Genomic DNA, 21,106 nt, shown 5'->3' on the forward strand with positions numbered 1-21,106 from the left:
TGGCCACACGGCGTGTTCATTTGTCGCGTTTGCTGCTGGCATACACCAGCTCGATGCGTTCCATGGCCAGCTCGTTGCGCTGGCTGTTGAAGGCGTCCACGTCCCACTTCACCGGATAGGCACGTGTCAGCAGCCACTGCCGCACGATCTGACCCTCTCGGGCCATCAGCGCCACGCGCAGATCCAGCGGTTCAATCCTCTGGCTCAGGCCGCCTTCCAGCGTTGCCTTGCACCATTTCACCCAGATGGACGCCAGATCGGCCATGCCGCGCTTGAGCACCAGCCGCGGATGCTTGACCGGTTTGGGCAGGAAGTGAACGTAGTCATTGCGCCCCCCCTCCGCCACGGCCTCCGTCTCCATTTCCGAGCTGAGCCCCGACGCTTCCTGGAAAGCGGCCTCGGCGTGCCGCACCTGCATGGAAGCGAAGGTCACTGCGAAATGGAAAGCGGTTGGCAGGTTCAGGGTGCTGGCCTGCTGATTCGCCTGGCCAGGCCCTTGCCCGGGCGGAGGGGGGACGGACATCAGGCCACCTCGCAGGTCAGTCCTTCATGGACGATCACGATGGTCTCGATGGCCACTTCATTACCCTGAGCCTTCAGGTCGGTGCCGGTGATCTTGGTCGGCCAGGCATTGGTCAGCGTCCAGGTCACGGCAGCATTGCCGCCTTCGTCCTGCAAGGTGATCACCACCGGCTTGCGCTTGATGGTGTTCATCTTGATTTCCTTGAACCAGTCCCAGAAGGCCTTGTCGCCCTTGAACATGCCCTTCTTCATGGTCACGTCGCTGAACTTCTTCAGGCCCGGCATCTTGAGCACCGAAAATTCCTTGCTGTTGCCAGCGCGGTACTCAATGGGCTGGGCTTCGATGTCCAGGCCGGAGACTTCCTGGAAGGACATTTCCTGGCTGTCCCACTGGACCTTGAAGCTGAATTTCGGCAGAGGCCAGGTGCTGGTCGATTGGGTAGATCCGTCATCAGACATGACGTTCCTCCTTGGCGGTTGGTGATATCAACAATGGGAGATGGGAGCGGGTCGCCCGGTGTGGGCGAGCCCGGCATCAGGACTTCTGCATCTGCTGCTGGAAGGTGATTTCGATGAATTCAGCCGGGCGGCTGATGGCCACCAGCACGGTGACCCGCAAGATGCCTTCGAGGATGTCCTCGGGCGTCATGGTTTCGTTGAGGCCGACGTGGACGCTGAAGGCGTCCTCCGGCACGGCCCCGGCCAGGCCGCCCCGCTTCCACACGCTGGTGAGGAAGTTGCTGATCATGGCCTTGATGGTCACCCAGGTGTTGCTCACATTGGGCTCGAACACCATGGCCTTGGCCGCCAGCCGGCAGGACTCTTCCAGCATGATCATCGTGCGGCGCACGTTGATGTAGCGCCAGTCCAGGCTGTTGCCGTCCAAGGTCCGAGCGCCCCACACCAGCACGCCTTCACCGATGAAGCTGCGAATGGCGTTGATGGATTTGCCCTGGGTGGTGACGTTCAGGTCTTCCTGGTCTTCATGCGAGATGGAGACGGCCGGGGCCACCACGCCATTGATGCTCACATTGGCCGGTGCCTTCCACACGCCCCGGGTGTTGTCCACCATGGTGTAGAGGCCCGCCATGGCGGCGGCGGGCGGCATCAGGTTGAGCTGATTGCGTGCCTCGCCCATGAGCGTGTTGTAGAGCGGGCTGATGGCCACCAGGCTCTTGTGCAGCAGGCTCTTGTGGGTGGTGATGGCGCCCTTCATGGCGTCATCGGCAAGCAGCTTCTTCTTCTCGTCGTCCGACTTGGTGGTGGACTGATTGATTTCCTCGGTCAGGTCCTTCTTCCAGGCCTCGTCGTCATAGCTGATCTGGCGCAGCGACTTCCACAGCGACTGGCGACGCAGGGCGGCACCGGTGGTGCCTTGGGCCTGCGGGTCGGCCTCTTCCTTTTCCGGCAGTTGCAGGTCCTGGCGGATGAGGTCGGACAGCAGCGTCGGATTGACGATGTTGGTGTAGTCCAGGTCGCGCTCCTGGACGACCGTGGTGCGCACCCAGGGGTAGTAGGCCGCAGCAAAGTCCAGGAAGTTCACACCCAGGCTGTTGCGGAAGGCCGCCACCGGGTCGCCCTTCGGGTCCTTCTGGTCGCGGTAGCCGCCCCACACGTCCAGGATGGCAATGCGGTTGCGCATCTTGCCGCCGCAATGCTGGAGCATGGCCTGCTGCACCGAGACGCAGTCGATTTCCTTCAGCAGCACGGCATCCGGAATCACCAGCATGGTGGGTTCCTGCTCCTTGATGAGGGCGTCGATGCCGCGGGTGAGGTCTTCCGCACCGATGCTGCTGTCGTAATCACCCACCGACACCACATAGCAGGGGCCGCCGCCGTTCTGGAAGAAGTGCCGCATGCTGTGATACAGCAGGAAGCGGCCGCCGTCCTTGCCGGCTGGCTGGTCCAGCACATAGTCCTTCTTGTTGATCGAGAAGGAGGCCTCCGGGTCATCCGAGGTCTTGTCCCGGATGGTGAGGTGGGCGGTGGGCGACAGTCCGAAGTAGGTGTGGAATTCCGCCATGGAGCTGATGCGCCAGGGTCGTCCCTTGAGGGACTTGCCGGCGTTGTCCGCCTTGGCGGTATAGCCCACGAAGGCGGGCACCGCGGTGGCTACCTCCACGACGGAGTTGGGAAAGGCATTTTTCTCAACGATATAGACACCGGGTGTCTTCATAGCCATGACGGCCTCCTCTCAGCAGGATTGACAAATGGGCGATACAACGACGCTCAGGTCCCACGCACCGCCATCAGCGATGCACATGGATCTCGGAGACCAGCGTCGCCGCGCCGTCGATCTCCTCGCGAGCCAGGTGGCGCGGGCCGGGCACCGGCAACCGCTTCACCAGGACTTTGGGCTGCCCCGCCTGCCGGCATCTCAACTGAAGACGGGCCTGGGAACGTTCCGCCAGCGCGATCGGTGCGCGGGAGCGCAGCGCCAGCAGGGGGCTTCCGTTGTCGAGCTGCTCGGCAGCAGGGGGATAAAAGCTCACCGCGCCGTCGGGGTCGTGGATGTCCAGGGCGTCTTCGGACCAGTCGCCGAAAAGGCAGTACTTCCAGACCATGCGGCGCGGCTGCAGGGTCCAGCGCAGATGCACCGGACCGGCCTCCGCCTGGGCTGCCGAGGGCGCGTAGCTGCGCAAGCGAGACGGCAGCAGCTGCAGGACCGCAAAGGGTGGGCGCCAGCGCGCATCACCGGATAGCGCGTAGCCGTCGGCCGGCTGGCCGTCTTCGGGGCGGATCACAGGCATGACGCGCACCGTCGGGGCCAGGGGTTCCGGTGAGGGGGGGCGGGACGGGGAGGGCACCTCCACCATCAGCAGCTCCTGCGGACGGGACGCCTCGTCCTCGGTGTAAATCGGAAACTGCGGGTCGGTCGCGCGGACCAGCCAGGTCAGGGCTGACGGGTCGTCCTCATCCAGCCACGTCCAGCCCTCGGCCGGGCCCAGCAGCCAGAGCGATGCACCGTCCTGTCGGTCCAGCATGTCGGCACGGCGCAGGCGGCGGGCGGTGTCGTCGGCCGGCTCGAAGCGCAGGCCACGGGCGCGGCCATCCGCAAAATAGCCATGGCCTACGTCCAGGCGCAGCAGAGGCAGGGTGCGGCTCATGCGGCACTCCCCAGGCGCAACTGCGGCTCTTGCACCGACGGCAGGCTGCCCTGGCTCTGGCCGGCATCGATGGTGATCAGCCGAAGGCGGTACATCACCGACGGCATGTAGCGCCCGCCAAACAGGCCCCACACCTGGGACAGCTCGCTGAAGTTGAGGTTTTCCAGGTCCAGCACCAGCCGGTCGATGCGGCCATCCAGGTCCGGGGTGTTGTGATGGTCAAACACCGGGCGGGACTGGAAGAAGGCCAGAGTGCTGGACAGTAGCTTCAGGCCTTCCGGATAGGTGGAGCCGCCAAAGTTGGCCGCAATCATCAGCATCACGTTCAGCTGCACCGGCGGCGTCTTGAGCAGGGTGCGCGCCTGCGGCGCCGAACGCGGGGACAGGCCCCCGGCCGTTTCCCGCTGCAGGTTCACCAGGAACAAGGCCAGCCGGTTGGCGGTCCCGGTGGCCAAGCCGCCGTCGCATTCATGGAGGCTGGACAGCACCACCAGGTCTTCAGCCACCAGATAGGCCCGCCGCAGCGACTGGTTCAGCTGCTGGGCGATGTGGGCGAGCGCGGCGTCGATCATGGTGGGCTGGCGGGAAGGGGAGATGTCGGATTCGTGAAGACGAGGCGTCGAAAGAGGGGAGCCGGAGGGGGAGCACCGAGTGGAAGAACGATAGGTGTCGGCGCGTTGCAGACCCATAGGACGAAATCTGAGCTTGGGGCTGACAAGTGCTGATTTCTCTCTCGGAAGCGTGGGGGTGATGCGACAGGATGGACGCAGGGGCGACGGGCTCCTAGACTCCACGCCTCGTCCGCCCGGGAATGGATGACGAGAGGGAGAAGACACGAGATGAAACCGATCACCGACAGCGGCCCCGGGCCGGGCGCCGCCGTGCCCGACAGCCCGTGGAGGCCGGCGCCGCCGCGGGCGGGCCGGGGCGGCGATGCGGACCCTTCTTCCCTGGGGCACCCCAACGCGGGCGCCTCCGCGCCTGAGGTGGATCTGAGCCAGACCACCCGTTTTCTGCTGGGAGACTGGCTGGTGGACGTGGCGGCACGCCGCCTGATGCGGGGTGATCGGGCCATCACCCTGGAACCTCGGCCGATGGCCGTGCTGGCCACCCTGTGCCGGCAACCCGGCGTGGTGATGAGTGCGGAAACCCTGCTGAGCCTCTGCTGGCCGGATGAGAACCTGGGCGACAACCCGGTGCACAAGGTCGTGGCGGGGCTGCGCAAGGCGCTGGAAGACAGTGCCACTTCGCCGCGTTACATCGAGACCCTTCGCAAGCAGGGCTATCGGGTGGTGGCGCCCATCGGCGTGGTGTCCGCCGTGGGCGGCACCCGCAGCCATGAGGGGGCGTGGCGGGGCGACTCCCCGTTCTGCGGGCTGGAAGCGTTCGACGAATCCCATGCGGCCGTGTTCTTCGGCCGCGACGACGCCGTGGCGGCCTTGCAATCCCGGCTGGTCTCGCAATGGCGGCGGCGTCAGCCGCTGGTGGTCCTGCTGGGGCCGAGTGGGTCAGGGAAGACGTCGCTGGTGCAGGCGGGGCTGCTGCCGGCCTTGAGAGGCCTGGGGCTGGCGGCCCGCCATGCCGTGGCGCCGGCCGGCCTGAGCATCAGTGCCAGCGCCACGGTGGACCTGGCCTCCCTGGGGGAACTGGACCCCTGGTCGGCGCTGGCCGGGGGGCTGCTGGACTGGGAGCAGGGCGGCCAGCCGCTGCTGTCGGGCCATAGCATCACCTCATTGGCGGAGCTGCTGCGGGAGCGCCCGGGGGAAGTGATCCGACTGCTGGACATCGCGCTGCAGGCGCAGGGCGCACCTCAGGGGCCGGTGGCTCCGCCCTTGCTGGTGCTGGACCGCCTGGAGGCGGTGCTTCAGCTGGGCGCGACGGGGGACGCTTCGCTGGCGACATGCTTCATCGCCACCGTGGATGCACTGGTGAGCAGCGGCCGCGTGCTGGTGCTGGCCTTGTGCCGCAATGATTTTTATCCGGCCTTGGCCCAGCATCCCACCCTGATGCGGGACAAGGAGCAGGGCGCTCACATGGATCTGGCCCCGCCGGATGCGGAGGCGCTGGCGCAGATGATCCGTCTGCCGGCCCGTGCGGCCGGGCTGGTGTTTGGCACCGATGCCAGCGGCCTGAATCGGCTGGACGACCGCTTGAGTGCCGATGCGATGCAGTCCCCGGATGCACTGCCGCTGCTGCAATACACCTTGCAGGCGCTGTATCTGCAACGCGAAGCGGGGGACGTGCTGAGTTGGCAAACCTATGAGGCGATGGGGGGGCTGGAGGGCGCCATCGGCCGGCATGCCGAGGCGGTGCTGGCGGGGTTGCCGGCCTCACGGCAGGAGGCGCTGATGCGCTTGCTGCCACGGATCGTCAGCCTGACGTCGGAAGATGCCACCCCGACCAGCCGATGGGCGGCGGCGGCCTCGCTGGCGGACGATGATGAACGCGCCCTGGCCCAGGCTTTTGTGGACGCACGGCTGCTGGTGGCGGACCACATTGCTGGCGCCACTGGCTTCCGGGTGGCCCATGAGGCGTTGCTGCGCCAGTGGCCGCGGGTCACCGCCTGGGTGGCCCAGCACCGGGCCACATTGACCCTGCGCGACGAAATGCGGCATTGGGTGCAGCGCTGGGTGGATGGCGGGCAGGCCGCGCCCTTGTTGTTGCCCAGCGGTGGCCTGCTGTGGCAGGCATCCCGGGCGCTGCAGGAGGCGCCTGCGTTGTTCAGTGAGGAGGAGCGGAGGTTTGTGGGCCAGTCGCTGGCGCGCTTGCGACGGCAGCGCCGGCTCCGCTGGGCAGCCACCGGTTTGGTGACGCTGTTGGCTGCGGTGGCTGTGCTTGCGGCCATCGCCTACGGGCGGCAGGCCCGCCTGGCGGCGGACCGGGAGCGTCAGAGCCAGCATCTGGCGTCTTTCATGCTGGGGGACCTGGCGGATCAACTGCGTCCGATTGGCAAGCTGTCGTTGCTCAGCCGCATCGCGGAGCAGGGCGTGAGGGTGCTGGCGCCCGCGGACGGGGCCGGTGAATCGGCAGCGGAATCCCTGCAGCGTGCCAAGGCGCTTGTGGTGATTGGAGAGGTCAATAGCAGCCGGGGCAAGGGGCGCACGGATGTGGCGCTGGAGGCGCTGGAGGCGGCGAGGCGATTGTTGCCCGCCGGGAAGCCGACATCGGACGTGGACACGGCGGACTACTACCGCACGCTGGGCGCCAGTGCATTCTGGCTGGGGCAGATTGCGCTGGACAGCAATGACACCACCACCGCCATGCAGTGGTTCAACGCGTATCGCGAAGCCTGCGAAGCGTGGCGTAAAGCGCTGCCGGAGGACGGAACGGCGTCGATGGAGTGGGGCTACGCGGTGAACAGTCTCGGTTCGACGGCGTTTCAGCAGGGCGCCTGGGCGGAGGCGCAGATGTGGTTTGAGCGGGCGCTGGCGCAGAAGCAGGAGGCGTTGCGGCAACAACCCGAGAGCCGCACGGCACAGACGGCGGTGGCCAGTTCAGAACAATGGTTGGGCATGGTCTATCTCGTGCGTGGATCTCCCAGACCCGCACTTGCTCATCTCGATGTCGCGCGGGACATGCTGCTGAAGCTCATCAAATCCGATCCCGATGAAAGGGCCAAGGTGCGTCAATTAGGGGTGATTGACATGCGTCGTGCCGACTCCTTGCGCGCAATGGGGCAGGTCGATGCTTCCGTTGCGGTGATGGAGGATGCAGTACAGCGCATTAAGTCAGCGGTCAGCCTCGATCCGGACAACGACTATTGGAAGCTCGAACTTGCACATGCGCAGGCGACGTTGCTTCTCACGCGTGTGAGCACGGATGCGGCGTCGATGGCGCAGATCAGCGCTTTGAAAGCTTCTTTGCAGTCGACCAGTACGCATCCAAGACAGTTTGTCCGCCGCGATGCGATGGCACGGCTAGCTGTGACGGAAGTGGCAATAGCGGCAAAAAGAAGAGATTGGGCAGCAACCCTTCAACTGGCTGCTGGCGCGCGTCAACAACTCACTCTTTTGGAATCAGAGTGGCCCCGGCACTGGCAGATTCAGGATTTGAGCAGCCGTCTCGCATTGCTGGAACTTCAGGCCTTGAACGCGCAGGCAACAGTCGGACGGCAGGCAATGTGTGCAGATCTGGCCCAGAAACTGTGGCCAGCTGTCCAGGGGGGGCAGGGTGGCACTCCTCTGGAAGCCTGGATCGCCGCTAGTCATTGCGCGCACCCTGAGAAACCAGAGAATGATTTTCTCCGGCAGTTGAGTACGGGAGGTTACGTGCCCGTCCAGCCTGCTCTCTTGTAACCCTAGCGTCCATTCGTACGGACCATTGAAGCTTATCTACCATGTCCACCATCGACCTCAACATCACCAACTACTTTGCGATCCCTGTCAAATTGATTGGCACTGAAGTTCAGACCAAGATCGAAAAGTGCCTGTATTTTGATCTGCAATGGAATCTTGTGGACTCCAAGGCACTCAAGGACACCATGCAGCAGAACTCTGTGTGCTTGCGCCAAGTGGAATACGCATTGATCCCCTGCGCGGCTCGCGACGCCGTTGAAAATCTTGGTTTTGAGGTCAATCAGTTGGTCACACTGTTTTCTGCCAACGCCAAGACCTTGGGGTCAACCGCCGGGATGCCGAACTTGTTCCTCGCACGGGCGGAAGACTTCCCAATGGTGAACGGCGACATCGGGGCTGCCTGGTCTGTCACCATCCCGCTGGCACCCAAGACTCGCCGTGGTGTGATCCTCGTGTTCGAGTTCCCTGCACAAGGCGATATCCCGAACCAGCTGATCGCCACTACCGATCCCGAGGTGGAGGCCGGTAGCAGCTCTTGACACCTTCTGAAACTCAGCCAGCTTTCCGTTGATTTTCATTGGTCAAGCTGCAGAACCCAGGTCGTCAGCGTTTGTTCCCGAGGCGTCTTGGGTTCCGGGTTCAAGGAAGTTCAGTTCGACTAGTGTTCTGTCCCACAAGTTCCTGCCAATGAAACCGCGTCTTTCGCGCCAGTGCTGCGTTGAGAATCCTCGCAATGCTTACTGGCATTGCTGTGGTTCGCGCCTTGTTCTGGCCCGAAATCCATCGGTTGCATTTTTTGCAGTGACTTGCGATACAGCACACTAGTTTGAAGAGGTATTACCGACCTCGGGGCCGCCGGCAACAGCCGCGACCTCATCTGGAGTGAGTTCCATCGGTGCAGTAACACGACCTTCGGTGGTGTTCTGGGACCAGAACTCCTTAAGCAGTTGGGTTGGTGAACTGGTAGCGACTTCTTGGTTCTTCATGTTGTATCTCCGGTGATCTCTAATCAGTTTGATGAGCCAGATCCCACTTCCGGGCCTCCTGCCACTGCATCCATCTCTTCCAGAGTCAGTTCAACTGGCGCCGACAGACGTGCCTCCACCTCGTTGACGATCCAGAAATCTTTGCGTGATTGCTGCTCATTACAAGCAGACGCTGCTCTCACTTTCATCGTGTTTTCTCTCCAAGGACGTTGACGGGGACGTCCATTCCCCCGAGCGACAGTCGTGTCGCCATTCAACCCAGGCATGCCTGAAATTGTGATGGGTGCCTTGCCGTACATGGGCCCTTGTTGAGACCTCATTGTGTCCACACCGGGTTCGACTTCTGGTCCCAACGGTCCATGCGTTGCAGTGCCGTCTCGAAGGGCTCCGGCTTCAAACAGGCGCCCAGGCAAAACGGACGTTCCATGGACAGCGCCAGCGTGAGACCGAGCCCGATCAGCAGCGAAAGAAGAATGGCTGAGACGCGATGCATGCGCGTCGCCGGCAACAGTGTCAGAAGGCCCAGCGCCAATCCACTGCTGGTTGCCGTGACGGCCCAGAGCACGCCGGGAATGGACGCGGGGCTGGTCGAGAGTCTCGATTGACGAAGCGTCAGCAGTTCATGCACACGCCGCCACAGTTCCGGCATGAGGGCTCTGTCACCCGCACTGGACGGTTGAATGGCCGCCAATGAGCGAAAGAGCGAGTCGAATGCATCCCAGGTGGCCAAACTGGAGCGCCCCTCCTGCATGGCCGGCCATTCCTTCAAGATGACCGAGCGTGTGTAGGCTCTCAATTGCTCCTTGGCATAGCTCGACTCACCCTGGGACATCACGCCCAGACTGCGCCCGAGCGCGCCAATGACGCCAGCTTCGCGCTCCACCGTCTGTGCCGACCGGGTGGCCGCCTCCCAACTGCTGGCGGCACACAGGCTCAGCAGGCCGAGCGTGATGCCGCTCACCAGGATCACCAGCCCCACCAGCAGCGTCGGATCCTCCCTCACCAGTCCATGGCGCCAGGTCGTGGGCAGCAGGACATGCCCGCCAACGCCTGCGCCCATGCATCCTCCCACCACCAGCACCCCAATCAGCCAATCCGGCATGTTGTAGATCCATAAGGGCATAGAGTCTCCCGGCCTCCTCAGGCCGCCACGGTCGGGTCGACCGTGCTCAAACCTTCTCGCACCGCATAGCGGGTGAGTCCGGCCACACCCCGCACGCCCAGCTTGCGGGTGATGTTTTCGCGGTGGGTGGCCACCGTCTTGGCGCTGAGGTGCAGACGGTCGGCGATGTCTTGTGTGGATAAGTCCTCTGCGAACAGCTGCACGATCTCGCGCTCGCGGGCGGTCAGCGTCTGAGGGCCCCGAACAGGTAGGGCGGTGTCCGTTTGGCGGTGATGCTGGCGCAGTTCGTCCACAACCGCCCCCATCAGCCCCTGGCTGAGAAAGATTCGTCCCGCTGCCACGTCTCGCACCGCATGGGCCAGTTCATCGGCCGATGCGTCCTTCAACACAAACCCGGACGCTCCAGCGTTCAGCGCCGTGATGACAGTCCGTTGGTCTCCATGCATCGACACACAGATGCAGGCCACCAGCCCTTGCTGCTGCTTCACTCGCCGCACCGCCTCCAATCCGTTCAGCCCCGGCATGGCCACGTCGGTGACCAGTACGTCGGGCTCCAATTGACGCACCATGCGCACCGCAGCGGCGCCGTCCTCGGCCAGCCCTGCCACTTCCAATCCCGGTTCGCGGCTCAGCAGCGCGCGAAGGCCCTCGCGCACCAGTTGATGGTCGTCCGCAAGCACGATGCGAATCGTCATGGCAGGCTCCTGGCTGGCAGTTCAACCACATCGTCCGGCGCCATCTCCGGGTGGCCGGGCAGAGGAATCAACACGGTGGCGCAGGTGCCGCGGCCCGGCTCCCAGCGCAGATGCAAGGAGCCGCCCAGCGCCCGCAGTTGCGCCCGGGCGCCCGCCAGTCCCAGGCCGGCGCCGCCTCGGCCCAGCACTTCCGGCTTGTCCGGCAGTCCCACGCCGTCGTCCTGCACCTGGATGCACAACCATCCATCCATGACGCGCGGTGTGATGTCCAGCCGACGGGCCTTGGCATGCTTGAGAACATTCAGGCAGAGCTCCCGCACCACCCGGCACACCATGGAACGCACCGGCTCGGCCACGTCGAAGTCCGGTCCGCTGGTGTCCACAGTCACCTGCGGACCCTGCGCATCCAGCCCCAGACCCAGTTCCTGGGCCATGGCGCCCAGCGCGCTCGGGAGCCCGCCATGCCAGGCCGGCGGCGCCAGGGAGGTGGTCAAGGTGCGCACCGTGTGGGACAGCTTCGACAGCCAACTGCACACGTCATCCACTTCGGAGGAGGGCGTCGGTGCATCGCTATGGCGCCATTCGCTCAAACGCAGCCGGATGCGCACAATCAGCGCACCGACTTCGTCATGCAGCAGGGTGGCAATCCGTTCGCGTTCCCGGCTTTCAGCGGCGCTCAAGGCGCGAGACACCGAAGCGGGTCGCCACCGGCCGGTGACCTGTCGCGCACCCGTTGGGCGGGGCGGCCGGCAAGTGGTGCTAGCGCGGCGGGGCGGCGTCATGCCGGGCCTGCGTCCAAGATGGGGGGGCAGGGAGATCATGGTGTGTCCTCTCGAAATAGGGGCGGGCCGGAGCCCGGTGGGAGCTGAAACTCCCATGGGCCGTAACGGTAGTGAGAGGAGGGCTGTCACACCTTCTGAAAACCTTACGAAGCCTTTCGAGCCTGACGGAAGGTGTTGGAAGCTTCGGAAGGAAGGGGAATGATTGCCGGTAAGCGTTCTCCAGACGCTTTTATTCAATGCATTTGCTGCTGATTGCAGATCATTGAATGAAGTTCACAACAAGCGTTGGCCGCCAATCAAGAGGCTAGGGTCTACACCTACCCGCCATTCATTCCGCTATTGCAAAATTCGGAACAACGTTTCAAAAAAGAGATTCCCATGAGCAAGCGTGTGGCAGTCATCGGCGAATGCATGCTGGAACTGCAGGGCCAGGCTTTTGAATCCATGACCCAGACCTATGGCGGAGACACGCTGAACACCGCTGTGTATTTGCGGCGCTGCGGGCTGCGCCATGGGGTGGAGGTGGCCTATGCAACAGCGCTGGGGGAAGACACGCTGAGCCAGGGCCTGCTGGACCGCTGGACGGGCCAAGGGCTGGACATTGGGCTGGTCCGCCGCATTCCGGGCCGCCATCCGGGGCTTTACATGATCCAGGTGGATGAGCGGGGCGAGCGCAGCTTTCATTACTGGCGGGACACGGCGGCCGCCAAGGCCTATTTCGAATGCGACAGCACACCGCTGGAAACCCGGGCCAACGACTTTGATGCGCTGTATTTAAGCGGCATCACCCTGGCGATTCTTCCGCCGGCGGGGCGCGAACGGCTGTTGGCTTTGATGGAGCGCCTGCGTGGGCGCGCCACCGTGGTTTTTGACAACAACTACCGACCCCGGCTGTGGCCGGACGCGGCCGTGGCCCGAGCCGCGTTTGAACGGGCGTTCAGCCTGGCGACGATCGCCCTGGTCACGGCGGATGATCATCAGGCCTTGTTCGGGCTGGCCAGCCCGGCCGCAGCGCTGGCGCATGCGCAAGACCTTTCAACGCCGGAGGTGGTGATCAAGCGCGGGGCGGACGCCACGCTGGTTCGCACGGCTGAAGATCCTGCCCGCTGGCTGACCGCCCAGACCCAACGGGTGGACAAGGTGGTGGACACCACCGCAGCGGGGGATTCGTTCGCGGGGGCTTACCTGGCCAAACGCTTGTCCGGCGCCTCAGCCGTCGAAGCCGCCGAATATGGGAACCGGGTGGCCGCACGTGTCATCCAGCATCACGGCGCCATCATTCCCGCCGAAGTGATGCAGGACCTGGTGTGAGCGGCAGCGCCGCGCTGGACTCGCCGCATGCTGGGCATGTGGAGGTTCCAGCGCACCGGCGCATCAGCGCATCCAGCGTGACAGTTCAGGCCATGCCGTCTGCAATTGCTTCTGGACCATGCCGGAGAACAGGTCAGCGCCTTTAGGCCCCAGATGCGTGTAATCAAACCCGGGATTGTTGGCGCCAATCGATGAGGCAGGAGATGCCGGCGGGCCCGGTGGGCGGGGAAGCATGGCCAGTGTCTCGGCCTCGGTCTCGCCCATGGCCTGCACCGCCGCATGGCTGGCGGCATTCAAGTCGAGCACTGGAACGCCTTGTTCCGCTCCGATACGAAGCGTCGTCTGCGCCCAGGGGCGCAGCTCATTGCGCAGCTGACCCTGGGTGTCAAAGCTGCGGCGCGTCAGCGGTGTGAGAAGCACCAGCCGGGCCCCGGTGGGCTTGATGTCCTGGGCATACCGCTCAAGATTGGCCGGAAACTCGGTCGCGAGCTCGGTCGAACGGCCGGGCTTGCCCGGCTGGTCGTTGTGACCAAACTGCATCATCACCACATCGGTCTGCCCAGCCGGTCGGTCGCGCAGCAGCACGAGGACCTGGTCCCACAGCCCTTCGGCGCGATAACTTTTGGTGCTGCGCCCGCCTTTGGCCAGGTTGAGGCAGGTCACCTCCGGCTTGAAGCGGGCGCACAAGGCGTCCCCATAACCGCTGCGGGGTGCCATGGTGGAATCGCCCACCAGAATCACCCGGAGCGAATCAGCGTGGGCCGAGCCCGCCACCATCCCGGCGGCCAGCACCAGCCGGTGCAGCGTCCGACCCAGTGCGGTGTTGCGACGAGTCTTGCCCATGGTTGGCCGTCCCGGAGGGTCAGAACTTGTAGGCCATGCCCACCAGATATTCCCGGCCGGTGACGTTGTAGACCACCGGGCTGTTGCGCGCGCGGGAAATGAACTGGTCATTGGCCTCGTTGGTCAGGTTCACCCCTTCCAGCGTGAAGCTCAGCCGGTCGCTGTATTTGTAGCTGATGGAAGCATCCACGTTGGTCGACGCGTTCTTGCCTTCCACATCGTTGTTGTTCTGGCCCGGCACCCGGGTCAGGAACGCGGAGCGGCGAGAGGCGGAGACACGAGCGTTGATCACACCATCGTCGTAATAGAGCGTGGCATTCCAGGACTTCGGCGACATGTTGAGCAGGTCGTCGGTGATCACCGAATTGCTGGTGGGCGAGATCAGGTAGGTGATCTTGCTCTTCACGTAGGTGTAGTTCAGCACCGTGCCGAAGTTCTTGCCCCAACTGGGCAGGAAGCTGAACGGCTGCTGGAAGTTCAGCTCGATGCCGCGCAGCTTGCCCCCCGGGGTGTTGATCGGGGAGGTGACCTGGAACACTTCCTCACCGGTGAAATTCGACGGCAGCAGCGAGAGTGGCAACCCGGTCGTATTAAACGGCACGTTGGTGCGCAGGCTCTGGATGTAGGTGTCGATGTTCTTCTGGAACAGACCCACCCCCACAAACGCATTACGTCCGTGGTACCACTCCAGGCTGCCGTCAAAGGTCTTGGCGCGGAACGGCTTCAGGTTGGGATTGCCGCTGGTGATTGACAGCGTACCGGTGGTGCTGATGGTGCCGCCCGGGTTCAGGTTGCCCAGTTGCGGACGCGCCATCACCCTGGCCGCCGCGAAGCGGGCCACCAGGTTGCGGGTCAGGTTGGCCGAGACGTTCAGTGAAGGCAGCCAGTCCTTGTAGCTCTGGCCCACCACCACTTCGGTGCCGCCACCGGTGGCCAGGTAGCCGGTGGCTTCCTGCTCAGTCTTCACATAGCGCACGCCGACATTGCCCATCACCTGGATGCCCATCAGGCGGGTGTCAAAGTCCGCTTGTACAAAGCCGCCGGTATCGGTTTCGGACACCTTGCGGTTGTTGCCGCGTGCATTGCCGTTGGTGGTGGAGGAGAGGGTGAAGTCTCCAGGGCCACCCGCCGGGCCGCTCTTGATGCAGTTGCAGTAGATGTCGTAGGCCGCGGCAATCGCGTTCAGGTCGGGGATCACCCAGGACGTGGCGGTGCCCGCCGGCAGGTTCAACCCTTTGCCAAAACCGGTCAATGTGGTGGTGAGACCGGCCATGCCGTTGGTGGGGGCGAAGATCGTGTCGTTCTGATTGACGCGGCGGAACTCGTAAGTGTCGAAGGAGTAGCGCTTGTAATCGACACCGGCCTTCAGCGTGACGGAGTCCGGAATCCAGTCCCAGGCCAGTTCCACATGGCCGACGTCATTGCGGTTGTTGGCGCCCTGCGGACGGATGCGGATCTCGCTGGTGGTGGTGTTGGTGACGGTGCTGGCCTGCGTCCCGGAGCTTGCGCGCGGCACACCCACGATGGTCAGCGGGTTGCCACTGGTGGCTGCCGGATCAAACGGATAGGTGATGGAGGGAAGCCGGTCATTGCCTCGGAAGTCCAGCGCATAACCGTTCACATTGAGCGCATCCAGCGTGACCGTGGTCTGCACTGGGTTGCGGAAACGCGACTCCGCACGGCCGGCAGATGCCGACATCCGGAAGTGCTCGGTGAATTCCTGGTCGATCTTGATGCTGGGCTGGGTGAACTCGGTGCTCAGCTTGTCAAAGCGAGATTCGGCACGAATGTCCACGCCGTTGTAGCGCCCGTACTGGAGGGCCCCATTGGCGTCATATTGCGCCTCGACCACACTGGTCTGCGGCTTGCCACCCTGGCCGGCGGTGCGGCTGAAGGAGATGGCCTCCAGGAAGTCTTCCTGGCGCGTGGCCTTCAGCTTGGAATAGAGCATGTCGCCCGTGATCACCGTTTTCTCAAACGGCTTGAACTGGATCGATGCGGTCATGCCCAGCCGGTCCTGATCATGGGTCAGGCGGCCGTACCGGGGCAGGCGAGGGTGGAAGTTGTCCGCGCTGCTGGCGGCGTTGTAGGCGTCGGTGGCACTTTGTGATGCCGGCAGGCGGGACACGCCCTGGGCTGCTGGTCCGCAGGTGGTGGAGGTGGTCGTTGGGTTGGACGGAGAGACACCGATGGGCGAGCACCAGCCCCCGGAGGACGCGCCATTGTCCCAACGCACGGTCGAGAAACCTTCTTCCAGCACCCGACGCTTGGAATAGGCGCCGGAGACCAGCACCCCAAAGCGTTTGTCCGGCGTCACATCGCTATAAAGGAACGCCACGCGAGGATCGCTGTTCTGCGAAAGATCGTTGTAGCGGCCCTTCAACGAGGCGGTGATGACGCGCTTGTTGAAGTCAAACGGGCGGGCCGTCTGCAGGTCGACAGTGGCGCCGAGCGAGCCTTCATCCACATCGGCGGAGCTGCTCTTGCGCACCGTGATGCTGTTGAAGAGTTCGGACGCAAAGACGTTGAAGTCAAAGCCGCGCGAACGGTTGGCACCGCCGGAGCTATCCGTACCGCCGGTGGTGGCCAGGGCTTCGATGCCGTTGATGCGCACCCGTGTGAAATCGGCACCCAGGCCGCGCACGGTGATGTTGCGGCCTTCACCGGCATCACGGTCAATCACCACCCCGGGCACCCGCTGCAGTGACTCGGCCAGGTTGGTGTCGGGGAATTTGGCAATGTCTTCGGCCTTGACCACGTCGACGATGCCGCGGTCCTGGCGCTTGGCATTGAGGGCGCTTTCCAGGGAGGCGCGGATCCCGGTGATCACCACCGTGTCCAGTGACTTCGCTTCGCTGTTCGACGCAGCCGAGGCCGCCGAGCCAGGGGCAGCGGGTGCTTCGGATTGGCCCCAGGCCGGCAGAACGGCCGTGCCCAGCAGGCAGGCGAGCAGCGGGGTCAGACGAGAGGGCGGCAACAGACCGCCGGCGTCACGTGCGCTGGACTGGACCACGGCACGAGGGTCGGACGAGGACGTCCCGAGGCGGTTCCCAAGGTGTTGGGGCATGACTTGTCTCCGTATGGTTCTTCTGCCACCGGCGCGGGATCGTTGCCCGCCACTCTGGTGGCTGCTCAGTCAGTCACGGGCGCACGTAGGGCGCCGATGCACGGAGCGGCCGCCGCTGCAGTGCGGCGCCGCCTCGGTACTGCGGGTACTTCAGGTACTGCGGGGAGGGGCGGCCGCAGCCGGAGAAACCGGTCCGCGGGTGAGGCGCCGCCTCAGAGGTAGTCGTCGCGTCGTGGCGAGAACTGGTCCAGCAAGGTGCTGTTGGGTTCCAGGGCGACCACGCCGTGCTGCCAGCCATGCGGCGCCACAAAGGCGTCACCGGCACGCAGCACCTTCTTGATGCCGCCGACTTCACATTCAAAGGCGCCACTGATCACATACGCGATCTGATCGTGGACCTCATGGGCGTGCGGGGTGCCGATGGCCCCCTGGTCAAACTGCACCAAAACGGACATCAGCTGCTCGGTATGCCCGACGATCTTGCGGCGGATGCCGTCGCCCAGGTCAGTCCAGGGCGTGGCCTCAGAGTCGAAATATGGGTTCATGAGACGCTGCGTAACCAGTGGATGCGAGCAACTATAGCCCCATCGCACGAAAATGAAACACCGGTTCACTAGATAGAAACCATAGTTTCGTGAGTTCTCGCGGACGCTTACGCTTCGCCCCATCAAGCCGCAGACCGCACCTGAACAGGGCGGCTGCGTGCATGGCTGGCATCAATACCGAGGACAAGCATGGACATCCGCCAACCCCTGCATAGTGAACACGCCCGCACCCTGGACACGGAAGGCCTGCGCCGCCATTTCCTGGTGGAGGACCTGTTCCTGCCGGACCAGGCCACTCTCACCTACAGCCAGATCGACCGCATCATCGTGGGGGGCATCATGCCTGTGACCCGCCCGGTGACGTTCGCGCCTGAGCTGGGCAAGCACACCGGCACCGATTTCTTCCTGCAGCGCCGGGAACTGGGTCTGATCAACATCGGCGGCGCGGCGCGTGTGCTGGTGGACGACCAGCAATTCGACATCGGGCCACGTGAAGCGCTCTACATCGGGCAGGGCGCGAAGATCGTCGAGTTCAAGAGCGTGGACAGCAGCCAACCGGCCAAGTTGTATTTCAACTGCGCGCCGGCGCACACCGCGTATCCGCACCGCAAGGTGACCCTGGCGGAAGCCTCCCCGGAGACGCTGGGCTCGCCCGAGACCAGCAACCGCCGCACCATCTACAAATTCCTGGTGCCGGATGTGCTGCCCACCTGCCAACTGCTGATGGGCATGACCCAGCTGGAGCCCGGCAGCTTGTGGAACACCATGCCCTGCCACACGCATGACCGGCGCATGGAGGTCTATTTCTACTTCGACATGAACGAGAACGCGGCGGTCTTCCACATGCTGGGCGAGCCCACCCAGACACGCCACCTGGTTGTTCGCAACGAGCAGGCGGTGATCAGCCCGAGCTGGTCCATTCATTCCGGCGTGGGCACCCAGGCCTACACCTTCATCTGGGGCATGGTGGGCGAAAACCAGGTCTTCAAGGACATGGATCACGTACCCATGACGGCACTGCGCTGAGCGTTCACCGTCTGGTGATACGCGCTTCATTCGCTCATTCGAAGGAACTCTTACTATGATCCTGGATCAATTCCAGCTGGGTGGTCGCGTGGCCATTGTCACGGGCTGCAACACCGGCCTGGGGCAGGGCATGGCGGTGGCATTGGCGCAGGCCGGTGCGGACATCGTGGGTGTCAATGTGTCGGACCCGGTGCAGACCCGCGCCGAAGTGGAGGCCCATGGCCGCCGCTTCCTGGACCTGCGGGCCAACCTGGGGGACATCAGCTGCATCGAAGGCCTGGTGGCCGAAGCCCGCTCCCTCAGCGGCCACATCGACATCCTGGTCAACAACGCCGGCATCATCCGCCGCGAGGACGCCATCCGCTTCAGCGAGCAGGACTGGGACGACGTCATCAATCTCAACCTGAAGACGGTGTTCTTCTTCTCGCAGGCCGTCGCCCGCCAATATCTGGCGCAGGGCAGCGGCGGCAAGATCATCAATGTCGCGTCCATGCTGTCGTTCCAGGGCGGTGTGCGGGTGCCTTCCTACACCGCCAGCAAAAGCGGCGTGATGGGCATCACCCGGCTGATGGCCAATGAATGGGCCTCGCACGGCATCAATGTGAATGCGATCGCGCCGGGCTACATGGCCACCAACAACACCGTCGCGCTCCGCCAGGACGAGGCCCGCAATGCGGCCATCCTGGAGCGGATCCCGGCGGGCCGCTGGGGCGTGCCGGACGACCTGGCCGGCCCGGTGGTGTTCCTGGCCTCCAAGGCCTCCGACTATGTCAACGGCTACACCGTCGCCGTCGACGGCGGCTGGCTGGCACGCTAGGCTCGCGCCACACCATCGGGCTCCAGCGTCCCCACCCGATCCGAGGGACGCGGAACCCGATCACTGAAGGCCGAGGCGCCGTCATGGCCCTGGCCGGACTGGATGCGAGAGTCTGCCCATGCCTGGCCATGTGCCGGGCAGCGGCAGGTCGACCGACGAGACAACGGGAGGCCGCGTGTACGAGAACAAGAAGTTGGGGTTTCTTTTCGTCCTGCCTTTTGTGCTGGGCGTACTGCTGTTCAAGCTGTTCCCCTTTGTGATGAGCTTTGCGCTCAGCTTCACCCAATATGACCTGATCGACCCACCGCAGTTCGTGGGCCTGCAGAACTACCAGGAACTGGCGACCGACGATCCGCTGTTCCGCAAATCGCTGGGCGTGACCCTGCTGTTTGCGGTGCTGGCGGTGCCGCTGCGGGTTGGCTTTGCCCTGCTCATCGCGCATGTGCTGAATTTCAAGCTGCGCGGCATCAATTTCTTCCGCGCCGCGTTCTACATCCCGTCCATCCTGGGGGGGTCGATTGCGGTGGCGGTGTTGTGGCGTTTTGTGTTTGCCCGGCAGGGGCTGGTGAACCTGGTGCTGGCGCAGTTCGGCATCGACCCCATTCCCTGGCTGGCGGACGAGCACTATTCCATGTGGACCATCGTGCTGCTCTTCACCTGGCAGTTCGGATCGGCCATGGTGATCTTCCTGGCGGCGCTGCAGAACGTCTCCATCTCGCTGTATGAAGCGGCGGAATGTGACGGTGCGAGCAAGGCCCAGCAGTTCTGGAAGATCACGGTGCCGCTGATCACACCGGTGATCTTCTTCAACGTGATCATGCAGATGGTGCATGCCTTCCAGGAATTCAACGGCCCCTACATGATCACCGAGGGCGGCCCGCTGCACTCCACCTATGTGCTGGCGCTCTACATCTACGACCAGAGCTTCCGCTTCTTCAACCTTGGTTATGGCGCGGCCCTGTCGTGGGTGCTGTTTGCCCTGGTGGGCGGATTGGCGCTGCTGTCGTTCTGGAGTTCCCGTTATTGGGTCTTCTACTCCGGCGAGAAGGAGCAGAAGCGATGAGCCGCGTGCAGGTGGACCCCAAAATGACACAAGCAACCGGCGCTGCCGGTCATCCGGCACCCGCACCCCTGGTGCTGGGCCGTGACCGGGGCAACCCCTGGCTGCGTTATGCGGCCCTGGGGGTGGTGGCCATCGTGATGCTGTACCCGCTGCTGTGGCTGGTGGGCGCGTCCTTCAAGAACAATGCGGAGATCTTCAGCTCGGCCGGTTTCTGGCCGAGCCGGCTGGACTTCGATGCGTATGCCAAGGGCTGGAAGACCAGCACGGAATACACCTTTGCGACCTATTTCCTCAACAGCTTCCTGATCACCATTCCGCGCATCATCGTGACCGTGATCTCCTGTGTGATGGTGGCCTACGCCTTTGCACGCTTTGAGTTCTGGGGACGCAAGGTGCTGTTCAGCATCATGATCGCCACGATGATGCTGCCGCTGATCGTGCTGCGTCTTCCCCAATACCTGGTGTTCCGCGAGATCGGCTGGCTGGATTCCTATCTGCCGCTGATCGTGCCCTCGGCCTTCGCCACCGACACCTTCTTTGTCTTCATGCTGGTGCAGTTCCTGCGCGGCATTCCGCGGGACATGGAAGAGGCGGCCCAGATCGACGGCTGCAATGCCTGGCAACTGCTCTGGCACATCATCGTGCCGCTGCTCAAGCCGGCCATCATTTCCGTGGTGGTGTTCCAGTTCATCTGGACGATGAACGACTTCATGGGGCCGCTGATCTATCTGGCCTCGGTGGAGAAATATCCGGTGTCGCTGGCTTTGAAGATGAGCATCGGGGCGACGGAAGAGGTGGAGTGGGCGAATGTGATCGCCATTTCGGTGGTGGCGCTGATTCCCTCGGTGGCGGTGTTCTTTGCGGCGCAAAGGCATTTCATCGAAGGCGCGACATCCTCCGGGGTCAAGGGCTGATCACAGGCCC

General features: G+C 63.8%; 19 protein-coding genes. 7 read left to right on the forward strand and 12 right to left on the reverse strand.

Going from position 1 to position 21,106, the window contains the following annotated elements:
• Nucleotides 1–16: 16 nt before the first annotated feature.
• The 5 genes from OU995_RS18065 to OU995_RS18085 all read right to left on the reverse strand — a co-directional run bounded on the left by OU995_RS18065 (nt 17) and on the right by OU995_RS18085 (nt 4,201).
• The gene (locus tag OU995_RS18065) at nt 17–523 is read right to left on the reverse strand and encodes a phage tail protein (protein ID WP_267831403.1); all 507 of its coding nucleotides are present in this window, start codon (nt 521–523) and stop codon (nt 17–19) included.
• Nucleotides 523–981, reverse strand: coding sequence for a phage tail protein (locus OU995_RS18070; RefSeq protein WP_267831404.1), 459 nt, complete (start codon nt 979–981; stop codon nt 523–525). Before OU995_RS18070 ends, OU995_RS18065 begins: the two co-directional genes overlap by 1 nt.
• A gap of 76 nt (nt 982–1,057) precedes the next feature.
• Nucleotides 1,058–2,704 carry a phage tail sheath family protein gene (locus OU995_RS18075; RefSeq protein ID WP_267831405.1) on the reverse strand — a complete coding sequence of 549 codons (1,647 nt, stop codon included), beginning with the start codon at nt 2,702–2,704 and terminating at the stop codon, nt 1,058–1,060.
• A gap of 67 nt (nt 2,705–2,771) precedes the next feature.
• A complete protein-coding gene (locus OU995_RS18080; protein WP_267831406.1) occupies nt 2,772–3,629 on the reverse strand; it encodes a hypothetical protein in 858 nt (285 codons plus the stop codon).
• Nucleotides 3,626–4,201 carry a DUF4255 domain-containing protein gene (locus OU995_RS18085; RefSeq protein WP_267831407.1) on the reverse strand — a complete coding sequence of 192 codons (576 nt, stop codon included), beginning with the start codon at nt 4,199–4,201 and terminating at the stop codon, nt 3,626–3,628. The genes OU995_RS18080 and OU995_RS18085 overlap by 4 nt, the downstream gene beginning before the upstream one ends.
• 267 nt (nt 4,202–4,468) lie before the next feature.
• Here OU995_RS18085 and OU995_RS18090 point away from each other — a divergent pair, with 267 nt between their 5' ends.
• Together OU995_RS18090 and OU995_RS18095 are read left to right on the forward strand one after the other, a co-directional pair.
• Nucleotides 4,469–7,924 (forward strand): winged helix-turn-helix domain-containing protein, encoded by a 3,456-nt coding sequence (locus OU995_RS18090; RefSeq protein ID WP_267831408.1) that lies wholly within the window; start codon nt 4,469–4,471, stop codon nt 7,922–7,924.
• Between the two features lie 41 nt (nt 7,925–7,965).
• A complete protein-coding gene (locus tag OU995_RS18095) occupies nt 7,966–8,463 on the forward strand; it encodes a hypothetical protein (protein ID WP_267831409.1) in 498 nt (165 codons plus the stop codon).
• Nucleotides 8,464–8,745: 282 nt separating this feature from the next.
• Here OU995_RS18095 and OU995_RS18100 read toward each other — a convergent pair whose 3' ends face one another.
• The 4 genes from OU995_RS18100 to OU995_RS27495 form a co-directional block, all read right to left on the reverse strand.
• Entirely contained in the window at nt 8,746–8,910 is a 165-nt protein-coding gene (locus tag OU995_RS18100) for a hypothetical protein (protein ID WP_267831410.1), read from the reverse strand.
• A gap of 316 nt (nt 8,911–9,226) precedes the next feature.
• On the reverse strand, nt 9,227–10,033 hold the full coding sequence (locus tag OU995_RS18105) for a DUF4239 domain-containing protein (protein WP_267831411.1): 807 nt from the start codon (nt 10,031–10,033) through the stop codon (nt 9,227–9,229).
• Nucleotides 10,034–10,050: 17 nt separating this feature from the next.
• Nucleotides 10,051–10,728: a response regulator gene (locus OU995_RS18110; RefSeq protein WP_267831412.1), complete on the reverse strand. Its 678-nt coding sequence runs from the start codon at nt 10,726–10,728 to the stop codon at nt 10,051–10,053.
• Nucleotides 10,725–11,408 carry a sensor histidine kinase gene (locus OU995_RS27495; RefSeq protein WP_324288585.1) on the reverse strand — a complete coding sequence of 228 codons (684 nt, stop codon included), beginning with the start codon at nt 11,406–11,408 and terminating at the stop codon, nt 10,725–10,727. The genes OU995_RS18110 and OU995_RS27495 overlap by 4 nt, the downstream gene beginning before the upstream one ends.
• A gap of 480 nt (nt 11,409–11,888) precedes the next feature.
• Between OU995_RS27495 and OU995_RS18120 the strand changes: the two genes are divergently transcribed.
• Nucleotides 11,889–12,821: a sugar kinase gene (locus tag OU995_RS18120; protein WP_267831413.1), complete on the forward strand. Its 933-nt coding sequence runs from the start codon at nt 11,889–11,891 to the stop codon at nt 12,819–12,821.
• A gap of 63 nt (nt 12,822–12,884) precedes the next feature.
• On the opposite strand, the gene OU995_RS18125 is transcribed toward OU995_RS18120, so the two are convergent.
• From OU995_RS18125 to OU995_RS18135, 3 genes are all read right to left on the reverse strand, one after another.
• Nucleotides 12,885–13,664 (reverse strand): rhamnogalacturonan acetylesterase, encoded by a 780-nt coding sequence (locus OU995_RS18125; RefSeq protein WP_267831414.1) that lies wholly within the window; start codon nt 13,662–13,664, stop codon nt 12,885–12,887.
• A 19-nt stretch (nt 13,665–13,683) separates the two neighbouring features.
• On the reverse strand, nt 13,684–16,731 hold the full coding sequence (locus OU995_RS18130; protein ID WP_267831415.1) for a TonB-dependent receptor: 3,048 nt from the start codon (nt 16,729–16,731) through the stop codon (nt 13,684–13,686).
• 212 nt (nt 16,732–16,943) lie between these two features.
• Nucleotides 16,944–17,276, reverse strand: coding sequence for a cupin domain-containing protein (locus OU995_RS18135; protein WP_267831416.1), 333 nt, complete (start codon nt 17,274–17,276; stop codon nt 16,944–16,946).
• Nucleotides 17,277–17,465: 189 nt separating this feature from the next.
• Here OU995_RS18135 and kduI point away from each other — a divergent pair, with 189 nt between their 5' ends.
• From kduI to OU995_RS18155, 4 genes are all read left to right on the forward strand, one after another.
• Nucleotides 17,466–18,302 (forward strand): 5-dehydro-4-deoxy-D-glucuronate isomerase, encoded by an 837-nt coding sequence (kduI, locus tag OU995_RS18140; protein WP_267831417.1) that lies wholly within the window; start codon nt 17,466–17,468, stop codon nt 18,300–18,302.
• A 55-nt stretch (nt 18,303–18,357) separates the two neighbouring features.
• On the forward strand, nt 18,358–19,119 hold the full coding sequence (gene kduD, locus OU995_RS18145; protein WP_324288586.1) for a 2-dehydro-3-deoxy-D-gluconate 5-dehydrogenase KduD: 762 nt from the start codon (nt 18,358–18,360) through the stop codon (nt 19,117–19,119).
• Nucleotides 19,120–19,294: 175 nt separating this feature from the next.
• A complete protein-coding gene (locus OU995_RS18150) occupies nt 19,295–20,182 on the forward strand; it encodes a carbohydrate ABC transporter permease (protein ID WP_267831418.1) in 888 nt (295 codons plus the stop codon).
• A gap of 23 nt (nt 20,183–20,205) precedes the next feature.
• Complete coding sequence (locus tag OU995_RS18155; RefSeq protein WP_267831419.1) at nt 20,206–21,096, forward strand: carbohydrate ABC transporter permease; 891 nt, start codon at nt 20,206–20,208, stop codon at nt 21,094–21,096.
• Nucleotides 21,097–21,106 lie beyond the last annotated feature (10 nt).

The organism is Roseateles sp. SL47 (assembly GCF_026625885.1).
Taxonomy (GTDB): domain Bacteria; phylum Pseudomonadota; class Gammaproteobacteria; order Burkholderiales; family Burkholderiaceae_C; genus Roseateles.